The organism is Halopiger aswanensis (assembly GCF_003610195.1).
In the GTDB taxonomy this organism is placed as follows: Archaea; Halobacteriota; Halobacteria; order Halobacteriales; family Natrialbaceae; genus Halopiger; species Halopiger aswanensis.
The window spans coordinates 1245734-1266405 of the sequence record NZ_RAPO01000002.1 but is presented as its reverse complement, the minus strand read 5'-3'; the positions used below and the strand labels follow the sequence as shown (position 1 = coordinate 1266405).

Annotated in this window: 19 protein-coding genes; 8 read left to right on the top strand and 11 right to left on the bottom strand. The window is 64.6% G+C overall.

What is annotated here, in order from left to right; genetic code table 11:
• The first annotated feature begins 44 nt into the window (after positions 1-44).
• The 6 genes from ATJ93_RS13115 (at position 45) to solA (ending at position 5010) form a co-directional block, all read left to right on the top strand.
• Complete coding sequence (locus ATJ93_RS13115) at positions 45-1067, top strand: hypothetical protein (RefSeq protein ID WP_120245058.1); 1023 nt, start codon at positions 45-47, stop codon at positions 1065-1067.
• A gap of 12 nt (positions 1068-1079) precedes the next feature.
• Positions 1080-1418 carry a hypothetical protein gene (locus ATJ93_RS13110; RefSeq protein ID WP_120245057.1) on the top strand — a complete coding sequence of 113 codons (339 nt, stop codon included), beginning with the start codon at positions 1080-1082 and terminating at the stop codon, positions 1416-1418.
• Between the two features lie 124 nt (positions 1419-1542).
• The gene (locus ATJ93_RS13105) at positions 1543-1968 is read left to right on the top strand and encodes an SHOCT domain-containing protein (protein ID WP_120245056.1); all 426 of its coding nucleotides are present in this window, start codon (positions 1543-1545) and stop codon (positions 1966-1968) included.
• Positions 1969-2052: 84 nt separating this feature from the next.
• Positions 2053-3291, top strand: coding sequence for an MBL fold metallo-hydrolase (locus tag ATJ93_RS13100; protein WP_120245055.1), 1239 nt, complete (start codon positions 2053-2055; stop codon positions 3289-3291).
• Between the two features lie 54 nt (positions 3292-3345).
• Positions 3346-3795 carry a hypothetical protein gene (locus ATJ93_RS13095; protein WP_120245054.1) on the top strand — a complete coding sequence of 150 codons (450 nt, stop codon included), beginning with the start codon at positions 3346-3348 and terminating at the stop codon, positions 3793-3795.
• Positions 3796-3879: 84 nt separating this feature from the next.
• A complete protein-coding gene (solA, locus tag ATJ93_RS13090) occupies positions 3880-5010 on the top strand; it encodes an N-methyl-L-tryptophan oxidase (protein ID WP_120245053.1) in 1131 nt (376 codons plus the stop codon).
• A 15-nt stretch (positions 5011-5025) separates the two neighbouring features.
• On the opposite strand, the gene ATJ93_RS13085 is transcribed toward solA, so the two are convergent.
• The 6 genes from ATJ93_RS13085 to ATJ93_RS13060 all read right to left on the bottom strand — a co-directional run bounded on the left by ATJ93_RS13085 (position 5026) and on the right by ATJ93_RS13060 (position 11751).
• Complete coding sequence (locus ATJ93_RS13085) at positions 5026-6498, bottom strand: DUF5305 domain-containing protein (protein ID WP_120245052.1); 1473 nt, start codon at positions 6496-6498, stop codon at positions 5026-5028.
• 1 nt (position 6499) lies between these two features.
• Positions 6500-7678, bottom strand: a complete 1179-nt coding sequence (locus tag ATJ93_RS13080) for a signal peptidase I (RefSeq protein ID WP_120245278.1) — start codon at positions 7676-7678, stop codon at positions 6500-6502.
• 130 nt (positions 7679-7808) lie between these two features.
• Complete coding sequence (locus ATJ93_RS13075; protein ID WP_120245051.1) at positions 7809-9140, bottom strand: DUF1102 domain-containing protein; 1332 nt, start codon at positions 9138-9140, stop codon at positions 7809-7811.
• Positions 9141-9248: 108 nt separating this feature from the next.
• The gene (locus tag ATJ93_RS13070; RefSeq protein WP_211334057.1) at positions 9249-9650 is read right to left on the bottom strand and encodes a hypothetical protein; all 402 of its coding nucleotides are present in this window, start codon (positions 9648-9650) and stop codon (positions 9249-9251) included.
• 931 nt (positions 9651-10581) lie between these two features.
• Positions 10582-11124, bottom strand: coding sequence for a hypothetical protein (locus ATJ93_RS13065; protein WP_147376654.1), 543 nt, complete (start codon positions 11122-11124; stop codon positions 10582-10584).
• A 12-nt stretch (positions 11125-11136) separates the two neighbouring features.
• A complete protein-coding gene (locus ATJ93_RS13060; protein WP_120245049.1) occupies positions 11137-11751 on the bottom strand; it encodes a hypothetical protein in 615 nt (204 codons plus the stop codon).
• 529 nt (positions 11752-12280) lie between these two features.
• Between ATJ93_RS13060 and ATJ93_RS13055 the strand changes: the two genes are divergently transcribed.
• Positions 12281-13000, top strand: coding sequence for a DUF7344 domain-containing protein (locus ATJ93_RS13055; RefSeq protein WP_120245048.1), 720 nt, complete (start codon positions 12281-12283; stop codon positions 12998-13000).
• Between the two features lie 118 nt (positions 13001-13118).
• Positions 13119-13628, top strand: a complete 510-nt coding sequence (locus ATJ93_RS13050; RefSeq protein WP_120245047.1) for a hypothetical protein — start codon at positions 13119-13121, stop codon at positions 13626-13628.
• Positions 13629-13928: 300 nt separating this feature from the next.
• On the opposite strand, the gene ATJ93_RS13045 is transcribed toward ATJ93_RS13050, so the two are convergent.
• The 5 genes from ATJ93_RS13045 to ATJ93_RS13025 form a co-directional block, all read right to left on the bottom strand.
• On the bottom strand, positions 13929-14585 hold the full coding sequence (locus ATJ93_RS13045; protein WP_120245046.1) for a hypothetical protein: 657 nt from the start codon (positions 14583-14585) through the stop codon (positions 13929-13931).
• Between the two features lies 1 nt (position 14586).
• Entirely contained in the window at positions 14587-15603 is a 1017-nt protein-coding gene (locus tag ATJ93_RS13040; RefSeq protein WP_245977559.1) for a hypothetical protein, read from the bottom strand.
• A 637-nt stretch (positions 15604-16240) separates the two neighbouring features.
• Complete coding sequence (locus tag ATJ93_RS13035) at positions 16241-17161, bottom strand: LLM class oxidoreductase (protein WP_120245044.1); 921 nt, start codon at positions 17159-17161, stop codon at positions 16241-16243.
• Positions 17162-17263: 102 nt separating this feature from the next.
• Positions 17264-18322, bottom strand: coding sequence for a zinc-binding metallopeptidase family protein (locus ATJ93_RS13030; RefSeq protein WP_120245043.1), 1059 nt, complete (start codon positions 18320-18322; stop codon positions 17264-17266).
• A 211-nt stretch (positions 18323-18533) separates the two neighbouring features.
• On the bottom strand, positions 18534-20507 hold the full coding sequence (locus ATJ93_RS13025) for an aconitate hydratase (protein ID WP_120245042.1): 1974 nt from the start codon (positions 20505-20507) through the stop codon (positions 18534-18536).
• Positions 20508-20672 lie beyond the last annotated feature (165 nt).

Genomic DNA, 20672 nt, shown 5'->3' with positions numbered 1-20672 from the left:
TCCCACCGTAAGGGATTCGTAGCCGCCACCAGTTCGAAGTTACAATGAGCGAACATCTCTCTGCACGCGAGCCGACGACGTTCGATCGATCGTTTTCGAACCTTTCGTCGACCGTGCGATCGATCGCTTCCGAGGTCGTGCTCCCGTGCGATCGATCGCTCCAGGCATCGCTCTGTACGATCGCCGGCGAAGTCGCCGCGACGACCGACCGGAGAACCCCCACCGTGGCCGAGTCCGACGCTGAGGCCGATACCGCACTCACGTTCGACGAACACGAGGGCCAGCCCGACGAAATTCTCTCGTCAGTCGCCGAGGCCGTTGCGCTGCTCGAGGGATACGTACAGCTCCGCTACGACCTCCTGTACTCGGATCGCTACACCGGTCGTGAGCAGCGGGACGCGGCGGTGCTGGCGAGCGATCACCTCCACGCAGCCGCGTACGCGACCATCACGGACGCACCGGTTCCCGATGGGCGCTCTCTCGAGCTATACCGGCATCTGGCTGCCGGGTCGTCGGCGCTGGCCGCCGAGTTCGCGGAATTGACGCCGACTGGACCCGACGACGATACCGGCGCCGACGCCACCCCTCGAGCGCAGCCGTCGGACGACAGTTCCGTGCATCCGCGTGCAGTGCTGGCTGAGACGGCGACAACGCTCGGTGCAACGGCTGTCGGTGCCGCTGACGAGACGCGAGCGGCGATGAACGCGTACGCGCGGTCACTATCGACAGCACTGTGTCGGGTGACGGCGTCGGCCTCGAGTTCCGAATCGGGCGCCGTGCCCGCGTCGACAGCGGCCCGCGCTGGCACTGATCCCCGGGAAACGGCCGCTCGAGTGCTGTCCGGACGAGCCGACGCATCCTCGAGTTCGGACGGGGCGGCCGTCGCTTCTCCGGGGATTGCTCGACATATAGAACGCGCTCGCGACGCGCTCGCTCCGCTCGTGGATCGGTCCGAGACGGCGGCCACGGCTGGGACCGAGAACAGCACTGACTCCACAACTCCCGGCCCCGCCCCGCTCGCCCGTCTCGAGCGGGCAACACGTATTCCGTTCGCGGACGAACAGTGAGGTGAGAAGACGATGACCGACCGTTCACGACCGATCTGGCCCGCGTACCCGCTCTCGGCGTTCGTCGCCGGACTCGGTCACTGTTATCTCGGTCACTGGAAGCGCGGGCTCAGCTGGTTCGCGCTGTACGGACTCGCGCTCGCGTTTCTGAGCGCACGGACGCTCTCGGACGCGCTCGAGCCCGGCCATCCGTTCGTCGTGACGGCGCTGCAGTTCGAGACCGTCGACTACGTCGACGTCGCGATTCCGCTCGCAGTGCTACTGGTCTGTCTGCTCGATGTCTATCTGATCGGCCTGGCCCGCCGAACCGGGTCGCGGCCACAGACGAAGCCGCAGTCGAACGGCTCGTGATCGCGGTGTGCGTTCGTCGCCGTCGGTTTGCCATACGGTGTCGCTGATCTCGCAGTCGATCCGCTCATTTTCCAGTTCAGTAACACGACGGGCTGCTTTTGTAGCTGCGGGTCGAACTGTCGGTATGGGCCGTCTCGGGAGCCTCATTCTGAAAGGGACCGGCGTTCTCGTACTCGCGTTTATCGCGCTGAGCGTGATCGCGACGATCGTGGGGATCCTCTTCTCCGTCGTCGCGACGATCGTCTCGCTGCTCGTCACCGTCGCCGTGCTCGGACTGCTCGTGCTGGGTGCTATCGGACTGTTCTCGATGCTTCGTGATCGGTCGGCGTCGACAGAATCGAGCACCGGTACGTACGAGTCTACCGACCGCGCACGCGATCCGAAATCTCAACTCCAGGACCGCTACGTCGCGGGCGAACTGAGCGAGGCCGAGTTCGAACGGGAACTCGATCGCGTGCTCGAGTCCGACGACGGGCGCGGACCCAGCGGTCGAACCCCATCCGAAGTCGATCGCTCGCGGACGAAGGATTTCGACCGGACGAATCGGTAGCGGACCGGCGCGACTGACGGGTCGACGAGTGCAACCGCCGCGGAACCGACGGCGGCAAAGGGCTCGAGGCACTACGAAGCGGTAATGGATGTCGAGTTTCTCGGCGGGGCCGGCGAAATCGGCCGGAGTGCGGTCCTGATCGACGAGACACTGTTGCTCGATTACGGGATGGACTCCGGCAACCCGCCGTCCTTTCCCGTCGGCGACGTCGATCCCGAGGCGGTCGTCGTCAGCCACGGCCACCTCGACCACGTCGGCTCGATCCCCGCGCTGCTGTCGGGCGATTCGCGCCCGTCGATCCACTGGACGCCGCCGACGTACGACCTCACGATGACGCTCGCGCGGGACACGCTCAAGCTTCACGGCGGCACCTACGACTGCCCGTTCACCGAGGCGGAACTCGCCCGCGTGACGCAGGTCTCGGAAACCCACGGCTACCGCGAGCCGTTCGAGGTCGCGGGCTACGAGATCACGTTTTTCGACGCCGGCCACGTCCCCGGCAGCGCCCACGTTCTGGTCACCGACGGCGAGACCCGACTGCTCTACACCGGCGACTTCCACACCGAAGGTCAGCGGCTGCTTGCCGGGACGAGCGCTCGGCCCGACGCCGACGTCGTGATCACGGAGAGCACGTACGCCGACACGACCCGGCCGCCCCGCGAAGACATCGAACGCGAGTTCGCCGAGAGCCTCCGAACGACGATCTGGGAGGGCGGCACCGTCGTCGTCCCCGCGTTCGCGATCGGCCGCACGCAGGAGGTGCTCTGTCTCTGCGAGGAATACGACCTCGAGTGTTACGTCGACGGGATGGGCAAACGGGTTACGGAACTGTTCCTGCGCGAGCCGAATCGCGAGTTCCTGCGCGATCCCGACCTGCTGCGCCGTGCCAAGGGCAACGCCCGATTCGTCGACGGCCGCGACGGGCAGCGCAAGCGGATCGCCGAACAAAATACCGTCATCGTCACCACCAGCGGGATGCTCCACGGCGGTCCGGCGATGACCTACGTCCCCGCCGTCCGCTCGCACCCGACGAACAAGATCGCCATGACCGGCTACCAGGTCGAGGGCACCCCCGGGCGCGAACTGCTCGAGACCGGCAGCGCAGAGATCGACGGGCGAATGCTGCGCGTCAGCGCCCAAACGGAGCAGTACGACTTCTCGGCCCACGCCGACCGCGAGGGACTGCTCGACTTCCTCGAGGCCTACCGCGGGAGCGAGGTGCTCGTCAACCACGGCGATCGCTGCGGGGCGTTCGCCGAGGAGTTGCGCGCAGACGGGTTCGACGCCCGCGCGCCCGAACTCGGACAGCGCCTCACAGTCTAGGATCCGGCAACCGCAACGCGGACGATTTTCCGTTGTCCCGTCGACCCGGCGCGCATGCCCGATACGAACGACGGCGGACCCGACTCGGACGTCGATCCCGAGGAACTCGACCTGACCGACGCCGAAGAAGACGCCCTTCACGACCTGCAACTCGGAATCGAGCACGTTCACCGCGCCTACGGCACCCTGCTGGAGTTCCATCACCAACTCGGCCACGCGATGGATCGGATGAGCGACGCCGAGGACGCCCTGCGCGAGGCCGGCCACGAGGAGTGGGCCAACCGGCTCCGAGACGACCACCTCCCCGCGGGTGCGATCAGCGACCAGTGGACGTTCGAACTCGTCGAGGAGTTCTCGACCGAGTTCCTCGAGGACGTCGACGAGTTCGAGGCGACGGTCAGAGACGAATTGGCGGACGGGATCGATCACGTAACCGAACGACAGCAGAAACGCGCGCTGCGGGAGCGGGCTCGCGGACCCGAATCCGACGAGTCGCCGGACTAATCGCGAGCTCCCGGCGTCACGCCGGCCTCGAGTTCGAGCGAGGGAGTGAGAAGTATTTTCGCCGCGGTTCGCATACGCTCGAGCATGAGCGAACGGTACGACGCCATCGTCCTCGGCGTCGGCGGGATGGGCAGCGCGACCGTCGCCCACCTCGCCGAGCGCGGCGTCGACGTCCTCGGCCTCGAGCGCTACGACGTTCCCCACGGCTACGGCTCGTCCCACGGGATCGCGCGCAGCTTCCGGCTCGCCGACGCCGAGGATCCGGCCTCCGTCCCGCTCTTACGGCGCGCCGAGGAGCTGTGGGCGGCCCTCGAGGCCGACCACGACCGCCAACTGCTCTACCGGACGGGATCGATCGACGCCGGCCCGCCCGATGAGCCGCTCGTCGACGGGGCTGCACGCGCTTGCGAGGAGCACGACCTCGAGTACGACCGCCTCTCGAGCGACGCCCTCTCCGAGCGGTATCCCGGCTACCGGATCCCGGACGACTACGAGGCGATCTACCAGCCCGACGGCGGCTACCTCGTCCCCGAGGAGTGCATCGTCGCCCACGTCAACCGGGCCCACAATGCGGGTGCGACGATCCAAGCCCGCGAACGCGTCGTCGACTGGCGCCCCCTCGAGGACGACGGCGTCCGCGTCGAGACCGATCGCGACACCTACGAGACCGACAGGCTGGTTATCACCGCGGGAGCGTGGACCGCGCGATTCGTCGAGCCGCTTGCGGACGTCCTCGAGCCCGAACGGCAGGTTCTCGCCCGGTTTCAGCCCGAAGTGTCAGCCCACTTCGAGCCGGACCGATTTCCGGTCTGGAACCTGCGAGTTCCCGAAGGCCGGTTCTACGGCTTCCCCGTCCACGGCGTGCCCGGCTTCGCGGTCGGCCGCTACCACCACCGCGAGGAGACCGTCGATCCCGATGCTTTCGAGCGCGAGCCGACGCAGGCGGACGAGCGACTCCTCCGGGACTTCGCGGAACAGTACTTTCCCGACGGTGCCGGCCCGACGATGCGCCTGCAGACGTGTCTCTTTACCAATACGCCCGACGGACGCTTCGTTCTCGATACCCACCCCGCCCACCCGCAGGTCGTCGTGGGAGCCGGGTTCTCCGGCCACGGATTCAAACTCGCACCCGTCGTCGGCGAAATCCTGACCGACATCACCGTCGACGGCGAGACCGACCACGAGATCGAGCGCTTCTCGATCGACCGCTTTTAGCTGCCGGCGAGTTCGCTACGGTTCTCCGTCGTCCTCGTCGCTCGAGTCGCGGTCCGGCTGTTCGGCCGCTCGGTCCGCCGTCGCTGCTGCCGTCGCAGTTGCGGGGCCGCGGTCCGCCTCGCTTTCGGACGGGGAATCGGGAGCCGATTCGAGTGCGGGTTCAGCGTCCCCGCCGTCGGTCGACGTTGTGTCTCGCTCGAGGCCGAGCACCGAGTAGAGCCGCGCAGCGATGGTGTCCCACGGGCCGGACTCACCCGCCGTGGGCGGGGCCGTGCTCGAGACTCCACCCTCCCCCTCGGCCTGCGTCCGGTCGAAGACGAATTCCGCGTCGGATTCGACGTCGGCATCGGCTGCCGTCGCCCCCGTCTCCGCCTCGAGCGCCGGCGGCTCGAAGGTGTACACGACCCCCTCGTGGCGGACGACGTACTGTCGCGTCCGCCGGTCGAAGACGATCGGTTCGTCGACGTCGATCCCGAACTCCGCGAGGTCCGCGAGCGTGTCGACCCGCGCGCGTTCGCCCTCGAGTTCCGACTCGGGGAGCGCGATCGACGCGACGACCTCCTCGAACTGTGCTCGGTCGTCGCGGTAGTCGAGCCACTCGCGTTCGGCGGCCGTCGGTTCGGGAACGCGGGCTGTCGCGATTCCGGCGGCGAGCGTTCCGACGAGGCCGAGTCCGAGGAGCCCCAGACCGGCGAGGGGCGGATCGGACTCGTCGCCGGCGACGGCGACCGTCTCGTAGGTCTCGTACTGTTCGTCGTACGTCTCCGCCGCCTCGATCTGGTACGTGGCGCCGTCGTGTGCGACTGGAATCCGGAAGCGGTCGCTCGCCGTCCGGTGCTCGCCGTCGATGGTCCCCTCGATCTCTCGGTGCACTTCGATCGCGATTTCGGTTTCGCCGAGACTCGCGCCGAGATCGGACTCGATCTCGGCGATTCGGGCGTCGACCGCCGAGACGTTGAGGGAGAACGGGACGGCGACGGCGTCGTCGGGTGCGACATCGTCCTCGCTCGCCGCGGCGAGCCGCTCCCGTTCGCTCCAGTAGACGACGTCCTCCTCGGGAGCGACCGCCCGGTAGCGAACGTCGACGGTGAGATCGACGCTGACGTTCTCGCCCGCGTCGGCGTCGTAGCCGCCGACGAACTCGCCGTCGACCGTCGGCGTGACGCTCGTGTAGTAGAGCGGTTCGTTCTCGAGGACCGTCCCGGCGTCGTAGATCGCGGTCGATTCGGGAACGGTCGCGCTGTGGGCGAACGACCCCGTCGCGGTCCAGCGGTGCTCGAGTCGCTGGTCGGTTTCCGTGCCAGAATCGGCGAAGGCGCCGTAGGTCATCCAGCCGCCGAACGCGGCCACGAGCACGAAGCCGACCAGCAGGAGCGGTCCGTACGTCGCGAACAGTGCGCGGAGCCGCAGTCGCCGCTCCGTCGTTGCGTTCGGTTCCCGATCCCCCGGTGCTGTCGATCCGTCGGTCGCGTCAGTAGGCGAATTCATGTCAGTACAACCTCCGAACGATCGATCGCAGTCGTCCGCGTCCGCCCCGCCGACGAGCCCGATCCCGTCTCGAGCGCGGATCCCCCGGCCCGAGCAGGAGCCGACCCAGTCCGTAGAACCCCCCGCCCAGCAGTGAGACGATCGCGGCGTAGGGTACCCACGGGTGAATAGCGTACAGCGCGTCGATGACCGACGGCGGGAGGACGGTCAGATACCGGTACTCCGTGACGTACGCGGGATAGTAGCCGGTCTCGTCCGGCGCCGTAATCGACAGCGTCACGGTCGTCTCGTCGCGCGGACCGACGACCGAGGGGCCGGAATCGACGGCGACGCTGTCGCTTCCGGGTTCCACGTACGACACGACCGGCAGGAATCCCTGATTCGAAATCGGGTAGGAAATTTCGTCGGTCGTCCCCTGTTCGATCACCAGCGGCCGGTCGGAGTCGAACTCGGCGCTGATAACGTCGTAGGACTGGGTGCCGGCCGGGACGACCATCGCCGCGACGGCCGCGACGACGACCAGGAGCGCGAGCGCGCCCGCGATCAGCCGCGGATCCAGTTCCTCGGCTTCGGTCTCGTCGCCGTCACGTTCCAGCGACGATCGAATCGTCGTTTCGCGGCGCTCTCGAATCGTCTCGATCGCGTAGAGGGCGAGCGACGCGCCCAGCAGGAGGTACGCCAGACCGCTCGTGCCGACGAACGACCGAACGCCGAACGTGACCGCGAGCCAGCGCTGGATCCGCTCGAGGCCGTCACTGGCCGTCATCACGGCCGTCCCGAGGTTCGGAATCGTGACGACCTCGCCGTTTACCTGCAGGGCGGTCGCGACGATCTGGCCGTCCTGTACGGGCGGTTCGTCGCCGTCCTGGTCGGTGAAGGGGTTCGCATCGCCCCGCGTAACGTACCCCTGGTCGGTTTCCTCGACGATCCGGTGGGTCGTCAGCCCGCCGCCGTGGAGCTCCTGGGCCTGAAAGACGACGACGTCGTCCGGCTGCGGGTCGCCGGTCAGTTCCGCCGGGATCGCGACGAACCCGTCGCCCGTCTCGATCGTCGGCTCCATGCTCCCGGTCTCGACGAACCCCAGCAGAACCGGCTGTCCGAGCAGTTGGCCGGCGACCAGCGCGACGACGGTGACGAGTACCAGCGCTTGCGCCCCCCGGACGACCCCCCGTCGAATCATCGTGTGCACCTGTGCCAATTATGTCGTTTTATTTGTCTGTTAGGGTTGGCGACCTGTTTCGCCACTACTCGTGAGCCGTGATCGGAACCGGTTTTCGCGTCGCCATCCGCCTGCAGATATCGAGCGAATCTCATCCTCGAGCCCGTTTTCGGAGTGACGCGATGAGCGCCAGCAGTCCGACGACCGAAACGCCTACCTGACTGCCGCTGCCGTCGGCGCGTTCGGACGGGCCGGAATCGGCGTTTGTGTCGTCGTCGCCGGTCGTGACACCGTCATCGCCCGATCCGTCGGAATCGCCGTTCGACTCGAGAGCACCCTCGGAAGACGCATCGGTCGCGTTCGGACCGGCGACGATACCGCCCTTCAGGGAATCGGTCGTGACGGTCGCAGTGTATCGATCGGTCCCTGTCGGTTCGTCACCCTCTCCGGGTTCTATTTCGCTGGCCGCCTCGAACGCGTGATGCTCCCACGTGCCGTCTAGACGGGAGTAGAACTCGAAGGTGGAGTCGTCGGCACTCGGCGACGCGCGGTCAGCAAATCGGTCCCGATCGACGGTAAACCGGTACTCGACCGATTCGATAGCTGTGGCCGCCGGTGCATCTTCGACGGTAACGGCACCGACCGTCGCAACGTCGGCCGGTAGCCCGTCTCCCGTCTTGCGGTCGCGATCGGCCCGAATTTCGAGGGTCGAATCCTCGATGTCGCCGAACTGGATCGTGACGCCCTCGAGGATGACACCCTTGCCGACCCGGAGTGACCCGAGGTCGATCGGAACCGTCCGTCCGCGACCGCCGCTGACGGTCACAGTTCGGGTCTTCGAGTCCGGTTCGACGACTTCCACTGCCGGCGACGGACTCGAGGGCGACGTGTTCGTCCCCGCGCTGGCACTCGAGTCCGAGGACGAGTCTCGTTTATCTCCGTGCTCGAGGGCCGTCGTCCGGAACCGGAGCGATTCGATCACGGCCTCCCCGGCCTCAAGGTTGCGAGCGTCGACGACGAACCCGATCGAAATCGACTCTTCCGGCTCGAGGACGGCGGCGTCGTTCGCGCCCTCGATCGAGTCGCCCTCGCCGGTTCTGAAGGTGACGTTTGCCGCGTCGTGCTCGAGCCAGACCTTCGCCGACTCGTTGCCCGCGTTCCTGAGCGCGACGACGTCGTCGATACCGGTCACCGCCCCCGCGGAGATGCCATCTCCCTCGAGGGCGTCGTTGTCGATCGTGAGGTCGATTACGAGTTGGCCGTCGCCGTCGAGGTACGCGTAGGCGCCGTTCGGCCCGTCGTGTGGCTCGGCGACGACGCCGGTGTCGTTCCCGAGGTTATCGTGCTCGTGTGGTCCGGTGCGCACTTCTGGCTCGTCAGCGGCCGAGAGAAGCCCTGCATCGGTAGCGACGGCGCCCGTACAGACGAGGCCGATCGCGAGGAAGCCGAGAACGAGCCACCGACTTGTCGTGGCACTACTCATCGCCGTCAGCGCCCCAGTTCAGTATTGCTCGCGTGCGCATAGTCGTCGATCGGTTCAGTCGTTCGAATCGCCTGTCCGTTCTCGCTTGCCGGTTCAATCGTACATCGATCAGTCGCCGCGTTCGCCGTCGTCGGCTTCGCTCACCCACACCCGAACCTCCGAGACGAGCTGTCGATCCTCGTCGACGCCGTCGATGTCGTAGTCGACGTGCAGGTAGGTGACCTCCCGCTCCTCGACGACGTACGTCGGCGGCTCCCGCTCTTCCTGATAGCTGACGGCCCGGTTCTCGAGGCTCCCCTCCGCACGTGCCTCGGTAACCGAAAGCCGGTCGCCGACCGCCGGAATCGCCAGCGTATCGGCCTCGTAGACCGTCTCGAGGAGTTCGTTCGTCCCCGCCGCGTAGACGTACAGCGAAATATGGTCGTACGTCGCCTCGATGGTCGGGTCGCGGTCGCGATCGTGCGCCTCGTCGTCGGGTTCGGAATCGGTATCGATCTGTGGTGGTGCCATACGTAAATTCGTCCTCGAGAGAATCGTCACTCGACGAGCGACGGTCCGCCGTCGGTTACTCGGTCGCGTTCGCCTCTTCTCCGTCGACGGCGACTGCGCCCGGTCGTGCCGGTGACTGATGCCGGTATCGAAACAGGTGGCAGTGCGGTTTCGCCCCACTGTGAACTGCGAGCGCCGATCGGATAGCAGCGGTCGGAATCGGAACTGCGTGCGGTCGGCGTCGGCTCGGGCTCGCCACGTCCCACCCCCGTCGGACACGGCGATCTGCCTGGCACCGACGCCGATACCGCCTTGGTGATCGGGTTCGGGGTGTGCGATACGGGGTAGCTGCGATGTCGACCGTGCAGTCGAAATCGGATTCGGGCTCGGGTGCGAATGCGTGTCCGAATTCGGGTGCATCGGAGCGTCCCACGGAACACGGGTGCAGCCGTTCCGCGGGTCCCGCCTCGAGACATCCCCCTAGGCGCTCGAGGCCGTCGTAGTTGGGTCGGATCACTCGACATCGTCGCTACCCGAATAGGCGGTGTGGAGCGACGGTCATTGTAATATAGTTGTTGACCGCGGTTTTGGCAGTGGTCAATAACTAGTTCACTGCTTTTCATACCGAAGTCGGAGCCTGCGTCGTCGAGGGATGGTATACTCGCTGGCCGTCCTCGTGGTAGGAGAATACCTGGTTCGGTTACCTAGTTACTTGTACGTGTTGTTTCAGCATGAGGAACGCACGGTCGTCGTGTGCAACCTAGACAGTGACCATGCGGTCGGCTTCCACGCTCGTAAACGCGTCCGACCCGAGAAGCCTGCCAGCTCCGGCGGCGGACGCGACACCGAGCAAGAGTCGTCGTTTCATACTAGACTTTCCCGCAGAAGACCCACCGCCAGAATCGAACCGGGCGAAAGAAACCAATCAGGGTGGGTTAACGGGTGTGGCCCGTCAGTCTTGATTTCCGCCGACGCGCTCGGCAACAATAGTGAGCGTCTCGTCGAACTCTCCGAGGCTGGACCCGTGAGTGTCGACGTAGAGCCCGACGTCAATCCCTTCACCGACGTTGAGTTCCGGTGGGTTATCCCGGAGCACTCCGTCGTCGTTGACGAGTGCGAGATCGTCGAGGTTGTTACCGTCGTACGTGCTCTGCAGCGTCACCGGCTGCGTTCCCTGGTTACTGATTGTGACCAGGTCGTGGAACTCGTAGACCGAGTCCAGTCCGACGCCTTCGGCGTTCTGGTTCTCACCGTCTCCAGTACCAGGAAGTTCGAACTCGACTTCACCCCCGGTCGTGAAGGAACGACGGGTATCCTCACCGTCGATTCCTTCATCCGGAATCGGATGCATCCGGAGGAACGCGTAGGCGTCGGCGGCGACGGCAATGGAGACGTTTCGCTCGGCTTCAACGCTGGTGAACGCGCCACTACCGAAAGCAATGCTCCCGGCAGCGGCGAGCCCACCAACGCTCGCGAGGAACCTACGCCGTCTCATATCTCTGATATGTTAGTCCTGGTTCCCGCCGGTCTTTTCGGCGATGAAGGTGAGCGTTCCGCCGCTCAGATCGCCGGTGCTGTGACCCTTCGGAATGTAAATACCCACATTCGACGCGGACTCGCCGGGACTTAGAGTGGTAGTGCCCCAGTAAGTATCGTCGGTGGAGTCGCCGTTGTAACTCAGCCCGGTGTTGTCCGAGTCATCGCCCTGAGAGTTCTCGGCGTAAATTCCCAGAAAACCGCCCTGGGAGGCGATCAAGTCGGACTTGACGGAGAGAACAACGTCCTGCGTACCGTTGTTTGTGATGTCGAAGAGGTTGTCGAAAATCGTCTTCGCATTCTTGTTGATGCCGTTCGCCGCACCGTTAGTGTCGTCGGACTGCGTAAAGTCGAGACTGAACTGACCACTACTTAGGTCTCCCTCGACATATTCCTGCGCGTTCGGGTAAACGTTACCGTCATCATCAGTCGCCCGTGAGAAGGCGAGGAAAGCGTTCGCGTCTCCCGCGGTATCAATGGAGAGACTACGGTCGGCTTCAACACTCGTGAACGCGCCCGTACCCATTGCAGCCGCTGAACCAGCGGCGAGCGATCCCAGTCCGATGACAAATTTGCGTCGTTCCATGATTGGATGCTCCGTTGTCGTGGTTGTCGTCTTACCGCGAGCGACCGCACGTCGCGTCGCACGCCACCTCGTCGCGCCCGATCCCCGCCTCGGGGATCACATTGCATCGGTGTCCGGCAACGGATATTGTAATACGCTCGTGGAGTTAATTTCAGGATCAGATGGCGATCGGTCAATCCTGCACCGACCGACCGGCGGACTGAGTGTTCGACGGGTTGACTCGAGTCCGCCTCGTCTCAGCGGCCCGTAAATCGCAGTCCAGCCGTCGTTGACTGACGGTCAATCGCCTCCGCCGACCCGATCGAGGCCCGCATGGCCGTGGTTGACCCGTAGTCAACCGGGGCTGACGGGCCATCTCGGCCCGGTATACCGTCGGTTGAACGACGTATCGATGCGGTATTGGTCTGCTTGACGAACTGAATAGGATTCCGAACGAACACCCGTTCCGATAAGTTTCGTATTGATCAGACGCAATTATTTATTGAGAGGCCAATACTTTTGTTCCATGATGTGATACCGCCTATCCGTAATGGGGGCGACTCACGCGAAACCGTCCGGGGGAACTGACTCATCGAAAGCGAACGCGGACGCGAAATCGAACACGGAACTGGGGACGGACGCAGGCGACAGGGCAGGCAACCAATCGGATGCGACCGACACCGAACCCGATCACATACTCACCGAGGACGAACTCTTCGAGATCCTCTCGAACCGGCGGCGACGCCACATCCTCCACGAGCTCATGCGCGAGCAGGACACGCTCGACATCGGGACGCTCTCCCAGCAAATCGCCGCCTGGGAGGACGGCCTCGAGATGCACGAAGTGACCAGCAGCGACCGCAAGCGCGTCTACACCGCCTTGCACCAGTCGCACCTGCCGAAGATGGACGAGGCAGGTGTCGTCGACTTCAATCAGGACCGGGGGACGGTCTCGCCGACGCCGGTACTCGAGGACGTCGAGATCTACATGGATATCGTACGCGGGCGCGAAATTCCCTGGAGCGATTACTATCTGGGGCTGACGGGGCTGTCCGGCCTGCTGCTCGCGGCCGTCTCGACGGGTCTGGGTCCGTTCGGCGCGGTCTCGCAGTCGGCGTGGGGCGTCTTCGTCGTCGTCGCCTTCGGCGTCTCGGCGCTCGCACACCGATACTACGCCCGTCGAAATCGACTGGGGATCGCCGACGAACCGCCGTCGTCGGATCTCGAGTTCGAGTATCAGGATTCGATTGAGGCCAGGAACGACCGGTGAGGGGGTGAGTTCCGATTCGGCCGACGTATGTTGCATACGAATAACGCAGGTAGACGGGTGATCGCAGTCTGATGGCAGATCGACACCGACACTGGCACCGGGAGCAGCGACGACGATCATGAAACCGACGCGACGTACCGCGCTCGCGATGATCGCCGGCTCGAGCGGGCTATTAGCCGTCGAAACGCTCAGCTTCTCGAGTAGCAAGGTGGAGCGGAACGTCGACGTCGACGTGGCCAGCGACGAGAATGCGTATCTCGGACTAGAGGCTAACACGTCCGAAGACGTCGAAACCGGCGGTGTTCTGTTCGAAAACGGCGCGGAACGGTGTCCGATCGTATCGTTCGACGTTATCAACCAGCTTCCCGAGTCGCTTTCCCTCGCAATCGAACTCGAGGATGATCGATTCAGGTTCGTCGACGACGCAGATAATGTCGAAATCGACGATGGTCGATTACGTACCGAGGAGTTGGGACCCGGAGATAAGATCAGTGTCGGGATCGATTTGGATCTCCGCTCGGACCAGTCCGTCGGCGAGTCGATCACGACCGCACTCGAGATCGAGGCGACCGGAGAGACGACGCATATCGAGACCGAACGGACGCTGACGCTTCAGACAGAGTGTTAGCTACAGTCACTCTGTGTCCCTTCTTCTCAGTGACGTTGTCAGATCCCTCCAGACCGATGCAGTTACTGATATTGCCGGAATGAATTCCTCGTGTTCTCCGTCGTAGACCACCTTGAGGAGACCTTTCCTCGCGAATTCGTCTGCCGGAACGAGCCCTCCTGCGCATTCGTCAGGCTGTGGCACTCTCTCCGATGGGAAAGGACCACTACGGACTCGAGTCCAACATGACCTGGATGGAGTCGTGAGCTCGAGCCGGAGGCTACTCAGTCTGCGTGAGCCAGCGAAAAAGGCGGAGGTCAGCTAGTTGCAGGGGGTTTCGTCTGTCTCGATGCAACCGGTCACTTCGCCACCAACTGTGGCGTTTCCTTCTGACTCGTCGTCATCTTCATCTCCACCATCGCCACTACCTCCGCCTCCGCCCCCACTTCCACCGCCGGAGCTGGAGGAGCGGACGAGGAATTCGGCCACGGTTTCGCCGTTGAAGGCGATCTCGTACTCCCCTGTCCGATCGAGGTCGAACGTGTGGGTGGTCGTCTTTCTCTCACCGGGATCGATCTTCCCGGAGTCTGAAACCTCCTCGTCACCCCCGTTAGAGAGGGTGAGTGTGTAATTATATGTACCTGTCTGACCTCCCGTGTTCTCAATCGTGACGGCAACATCCACCGAGTGATGGATTCGCGTCGGGGTGGGTCGATCGACCGAGACGCTATACTTGATATCGGGCTCACGCGTCTCGTCGTCTGGTTCCTTACCAGGCTCCGTCTCGGGATCCTTGCCGGACTCATCTTCGGGCTCATCCGGCGTCTCGTCGTCCGGCTCATCCGTCTCTCCAGGTGTACTATCTGGCTGTTCAGGACCGTCAGAAATATTGTCGTTTTCTGAGCCGTCCTGTTCGTCCGGCGACGAACAGCCAGCTAGAGCGACGGTGAGCCCGACGAGCAGGCTCCGCCGTCGCATCTTACTTCACGTTGTAGTAGACGGTGCCCGTCGAGCCCATGCGTCCTTCGCCGCCGTCACCGCCGAAGGCTTCGAGATAGACTTCGCCAGGCTTGCCGGGCGCTGCGAGATCGCCGTCGACGCCCAGGGTCGTCCAGTCGACTGTGAACGTGTAGGTGAGCTTGTCGTCGCTCTCGCTGGCGGTAAAGCCCTCGATGTCTTCGTTCTCGCCGAAGTCTTTGCGATCCGGCGAGTCGTCGGTACCGTAGTTCGCGCGGATGTAGCCCTCCGTGTTGTCCGTGCTGCCGAGACCACCAGGGCCGTGGAAGCCGAACCGATACTCGTCGGTCGGCCCGTCGGCGCCGTGGTCGACGATGACCTCCTGGAAATACTCGTCAGGGTTGTCCGGCCATTCGGTGCCGTTGTTGCCCTCGGGCACGCCGTCCTCGTAGTGGTCGGGGTCGAGTTCGATTTTGAAGTGCGTGACCTCGCCGAAATCGGCTTTGAGTGTCTGCCAGCCGTCGTCGGACTGGGCGATCGTCTCATAGGACCGAACCGACCCGCCGGTCGACCCGCCGCCGCTGGCGGTCGATTCCGTATTCGTCATGACGACGGTGAGATTCGACGCGACCGAGCCCGAGACGGTGGCGTCAGTGGTTGTCGTGACCGTCACCGTAAGTTGCAGGTCGACGTCGTCGGTTGTGACCGTCTCACCGTCGGTGCCGGACTCGAATTTCGACGCCGAGAGGTCGGGATGGGCGAGCACGTCGCCCTCAAGGCGCTCGAACGCGAGATCGTGCTGACTCTGGCCGCTGATGTCCTCGCGTGTCGTGCTGGCGATCGTGTGGGTCGAGCCGTTGTAGACGGCTTGGAGTTCGACCGTCGCCGTCGTGGCGGCGTTCTCGAGGCCTTCATAGCCGAACGTGCCGTTCTCTACCCATACCCGAATTTCCGAGAGCGAGCCGTCGTCGCTTGCACCCTCGATGGTCGTACCATTAAACTGATAATTTTCAACTTGTGCAGCAGCGTTGCCAGTCATGGCAACACCGGTGACACCTGCCGCAACGATACCTCCCGCTCCTGCGATGAATTTGCGTCGATTCATAACTCTCCTCTATTATATGAATTACTGGAATATTTGCGCCGATATAACGCAACATCCAGACGTGCTGTGTAAACTATCCTGGGCAACTGTCCACCAATTACACGTCGACTCATCGCTTACCCGAATCCCCACTGGGGGATCACAGGTTATCGGTCGGCAGAAAGCAGTATTGTAATACACACGTGGATGAATTTCAGGAGTCGATAATTATTCGTCAGTTCGACGCTGACTGAATTAGAAGATAGTCGGGGTGAAGTTGACCTCACGTCGACTCTGACTCAATAATCGATGTCCCCCTCTTCTGGGTTCGTCTACGTTCGGTCAATAGCGGGAAGCACAAGTCTCGGTTCTGTCCAGCGGCGGTTGACTGCTGGTCAACGGCCTCTTGCACTGCTCTTGCTGGAAACAGTTATTCTCGAGTACACACCGAGAAAAGCTCTAATCGACGAGTCGTCGCAGTCGAGTTCACGATGACTGGAGAACAACGAAGTGCCCCTACCTAAGGGTGATATACTCTTTACTCGAGAGACCCTTTTACCACTCGAAAATCGCGTCTCGGCTACAGCCCCAACTACGAGTTGAGAATCTCGTCCGCGAACCGCTCGAGCGCCCGCTCGCTGTCGTCGTTCTCGAGGCCGACGATAACGTGGTCGACGCCGTATTCCTCGAGTCGGTGGAAGTAGTCGCGGAACCACTCGACGCCGGCCCGATACCCCAAGTGCAGTTTTTCGGGCTGTGCCGCGGGATCGTCGGTCAACTCGACGCGGACGGCCATCGCGTACGGCTTGTCGCCCGCCTTGTCCCGCCAGTCTTCGAGGTAGTCCTCGAGCGTGCGCTCCGGAAGGTGGTAAAAGAGCCAGCCGTCGCCGTGCTCGGCGATCCACTCGCGCGTCTGGCGGGCGTTGCCGGTCGGCAGCATGGGAATCGTCTCTGTCGTCGGCTTCGGAACGACCTCGAGTTGCTCGTCGAGCGAGCCCCACTCGCCCTCGAGGTCGGGAAACTCCTCGCGCCAGAGCGTTCGGACGGCGTCGAACCGCTCGCGGAACGCCTCGCCGCGCGCCTCGCGATCGACGCCGAAGGCCGGGTACTCGGGGTCGCGATCGCCCGAGGCGACGCCGAGGACGAGCCGACCGTCCGAGAGCCGGTCGACCGTCGCGGCCGATTTCGCGACGTGAATCGGATGGCGGAGCGTCAGGACGATGCTCGAGGTCCCGAGCGCCGCTTCGTCCGTGTGGGCGGCGACGTGGGAGAGCCACGGCCACGTGTCGAACGTCTGGCCGGCGTCGCCGAACTTCGGCCAGTAGGTCGGGACGTCGCGCGCCCAGAGGCCGTCGAACCCCAGTTCCTCCGCGCGTTTCGCGAGGTGGACTTCCCGATCGACGTCCGGCGTCGACCGGTTCGCGCCCGTGATCGGAAATCCGGCGCCGAAGGTCAGCCCGTCCGCCTCGAACAAGCGTCGATAACCGGCGTTTTCGTGTCCTCGAGTCGGCATTCGCTCGAATTATCGGCTCCGGGCGGATGTCGATGTCGGTACCGGTTCGGAAGAAGCGGCTTCGCACCGGCCCGGTCCCCGGCGCTCGACGTCGGCGAGCGATCAGATCTCGACGGAGAACGGCGCGAACGCCGCGGCGTTGCTCGCGAAGCCGCCGAGCAGCGCCGCCACGCCCTCGAGGTCGTCGGTGTCGATCAGTTCGACGGGGGTGTGCATGTACCGATTGGGGACGCTGACGACCTGGGAGGGGATCCCGCCCGCGGCGGTGAAGAAGCCGTCGGCGTCCGTCCCCGTGCCGCGCCCGAGCGCTTCGACCTGCACGTCGATCCCGCGCTCGTCGGCGACCGACCGGAGGGCGTCGAACAGCACCGGATGGTTCGAACTGCCGCGGCCGAGCGCCGGACCCTCGCCGAGGGCCATCTGGCTCGTCTTGTCGCTCGGTGCGGAGGGGTAGTCGACCGCGTGGCCGACGTCGACGACGACGGCGGCGTCGGGCTGGAGATCGAAGCCGACCATCTGTGCGCCCTTGACGCCGACCTCCTCCTGAACGGTCGAGACGGCGTAGACGGTCGCCTCGGCCTCGGCTTCGACGGCTGCCCGAAAGCCCTCGGCGGCGGCCCACGTCCCGACGCGGTTGTCGATGCCGCGGGCGGCGAGACGGGTCTCCGAGAGCCACGACACCGTCGAGGAGAACGTGATCGGATCGCCGATCGCGAGGCGTTCGGTCGCCTCCGCCTCGCTCTCGGCGCCGATATCGATCCAGAGGTCCGACACCTCGGGTTCGTCGTCGTCCTCGCGGAGGTGGATCGCCGTCCGGCCGACGACCCCGTCGACGGGCCCGTCCGCGGCGTGGATCGTCACGTGCTGGCCGCGGGAGATCGACGGGTCGGTGCCGCCGATGGGCCCCGGCCTGACGAAGCCGTTCTCGTCGATCGCCCGGACGATAAAGCCGATCTCGTCGGCGTGACCGGTCAGTGCGATCTCGGGTGCGTCGGGCTCGCCCTCGTGCACGGCGACGGCGTTACCGTAGTCGTCCGTCCGTACCTCGTCCGCGAACTGGTCGACGTACTCGAGCCAGACGCGCTGGCCGCGCGTTTCGTACCCCGACGGGGAGGGCGTCTCGAGCAGGTCGACGAGAAAGTCGCGCGCTGTCGATTCCATACGGTGTCTTGGAGCGAACGGGTTGAATAGGTGTCCGATACGCCGCCAGTTTCACGCCGGCCGTCGGATGGGCGGCCGGCTTCCTTCTCCGCCCCGCCGCGAACGGTCGATCGGCTATTCGTCGCGGAAAAGCGACCGGCGACTCGAGCAGCAGACGAGATGAACGCAAAAAATAACGGTAACTCAGCGAGTGCGGGTCAGCGCGGCCCGATCAGTCGTCGGCGGGCGCGGCGCCGCTGCCGCTCTCTTCGGCCTGCTCCTTCGTCCAGGCGAGCTTGCCGCCGGCCGCGAGGATGTCGCGCTCGCGCTCGGAGGCGTCGAGCGTGGCGGTGTACTCCTCGCCGTTGACGCGGACCGTGAATTCCTCCTGACCGGAGGTGACGGCGTCGTAGACGTCGTCGACGATCTCGATCTCGTCGCCCTGGTCGATGTCCTCGTAGGTGTCCTCGTCGATCGTCAGCGGCACGATGCCGAAGTTGAAGAGGTTCGCGCGGTGGATACGCGCGAAGCTCTGTGCGAGGACGGCCTCGATGCCGAGGTACATCGGACACATCGCGGCGTGCTCACGCGAGGAGCCCTGGCCGTAGTTCTCGCCCGCGACGAGGAAGCCGCCGTCGGCGTTCTTGGCGCGCTCGGCGAAGGTGTCGTCGACGCGCGAGAGGGTGAACTCGGAGAGCTTCTCGATGTTCGACCGGTACATCAGGATGTCCTGGGTTGCAGGGATGATGTGGTCGGTCGTGATGTTGTCCTCCATCTTCAGGAGGGCCTCACCCTCGATGTCGGCGTCAAGCTGGTCCTTCAGCGGGACGTCGCCGATGTTCGGGCCCTTGACGAGTTCGTCGTCGGGCGCCTCGTCGGGCGTGATGAGGTCCGTCTTCGAACCGTCGTACTCGTCGGGCAGCTCGATGCCGGGGTCCTCGAGGTCGCCGAGTTCGTCGGCGAGGTCTCGGGGGTCGATGATCTCGCCCTTGATCGCCGCGGCGGCGGCGACCTCCGGCGAGCAGAGGAAGACGTTGTCGTCCTCGATACCCGAGCGGCCCTCGAAGTTGCGGTTGAAGGTCCGCAGCGAGACGGAATCGGAGGACGGCACGTGGCCGATCCCGATACAGGCGCCGCAGGTGGCCTCGGAGAAGTTGACGCCGGCGGCCATCATCTCCGCGACCCAGCCCTCGCGGGCGAGCATCTCGGAGGCCTGCTTGCTACCGGGCGCGACGATCATCTCGGTGGTCGGGTTGACCTCGCGGCCCTCGAGCATCTTCGCGGCGGGGAGGATGTCCTCGTAGCCGCCGTTGGTACAGGAACCGACGATGACCTGGTCGACGTCCTGACCCGCGACCTCGCGGACGGGGACGACGTTGTCGGGCATCGACGGCTGGGCGATCAGCGGTTCGAGGTCCGAGAGGTCGACGACGATCTCGTCGTCGTACTCGGCGTCCTCGTCGGGCTGGAGCTCCTCGAAGTCGTCGGCGCGGTTGACGCGCTCGAGGTAGTCCTTGGTCTGCTCGTCGGTCGGGAAGATCGACGAGGTCGCGCCGAGCTCGGTGCCCATGTTGGTGATGGTCATGCGCTCGGGCGCGGTGAGCGACTCGACGCCGGGGCCGGTGTACTCGAGAATCTTGCCGACGCCGCCCTTCACGGACAGCCGTCGGAGGAGCTCGAGGATGACGTCCTTCGCCGTGGCCCACTCGGGGAGTTCGCCCTCGAGGCGGACGTTGACGATCTCGGGCATCTCGATGTAGTAGGGCGCGCCGCCCATGGCGACGGTGACGTCGATCCCGCCGGCGCCGATCGCCAGCTGGCCGAGGCCGCCGGGGGTCGGCGTGTGGCTGTCGGAGCCGAGCAGCGTCTTGCCGGGCGCCGCGAAGTTCTCGCGGTGGACGTTGTGACAGATACCGTTACCGGGGCGGGAGAAGTACGCGCCGTACGTGCCGGCCGCAGATCGCAGGAAGCGGTGGTCGTCGGTGTTCTTGAAGTCGAACTGGTAGGTCTGGTGGTCACAGTACTGAGCGGCGATTTCGGTCTGGACCTCGTCCAGTCCCATCGCTTCGAACTGGAGCCAGACCATCGTGCCGGTCGTGTCCTGGGTGAGCACCTGGTCGATCTCGATCCCGATTTCCTCGCCGGTCTCGAGTTCGCCGTCGACGAGGTGGTCGTCGAGAACCTTTTCGGTGAGAGTCTGTCCCATAGCACCCAGAACTCGGCTGTCCGTCCTGATAAATCCAGCGTGTTTCCATGAGGAACGACCGTGTTAATCACCGCCATCGCGGCAATTTTCGAGTAAGTTTTGCCGGGTAGCTGTACGTCCGTCAACCGCGTTTTATCGGCCCGCCATATGACCCGTTGCGGAGAT